1 protein-coding gene is annotated in these 526 nt (G+C 43.7%); it reads left to right on the forward strand.

Annotation, left to right across the window (positions count from 1 at the left end; translation table 11 throughout):
- A partial coding sequence (locus tag FK268_RS26220; RefSeq protein WP_497997388.1) for a transketolase C-terminal domain-containing protein occupies positions 1 to 504 on the forward strand: 504 nt, incomplete at its 5' end.
- Positions 505 to 526: the final 22 nt, after the last annotated feature.

Raw genomic sequence — 526 nt, forward strand, 5'->3', positions numbered from 1 at the left:
TTAACAACGGCTTACCACTATCCAGGGCCGGCGGCTGTTCGCTATCCTCGCGGAAAAGGCATTGGAAGCCATATTAGTGATCAACCAACTGCAACCATTGAGATCGGGAAGAGTCAACTCCTCAAAAAAGGAGATAATCTCCTAGTGATCAATGTAGGGCCATTGATTACAGAATCCACAGCAGTTGCGGAACATTTTGGGGCAACACTCCTCGATCTACGCTTTGTAAAACCGCTCTATCAGGAGATGCTATTAAAATTAGCACAATCTCACAAAGCGATTATCACAATTGAAGATGGCGCCATTATGGGAGGTGCTGGTTCAGCGATTAATGAGCTTCTTGCTACTAACGGCATTTTTATGCCTATCAAACACTTTGGCATTAAAGATTACTATCCAGAACATGGCGAGCGGGAAGAGATTCTAGCAGATTATGGTTTAACTGCTGAGAAGATGATTTCGGAAATCGACCATTTTCTTAATCTCGTTCCCTCTGCCTCCTGATCTTGATCTTGATCTTCACAAC

The sequence above is a fragment of the Tsukamurella sputi genome, assembly GCF_007858445.1.
Classification (GTDB): Bacteria; Actinomycetota; Actinomycetes; order Mycobacteriales; family Mycobacteriaceae; genus Tsukamurella; species Tsukamurella sputi.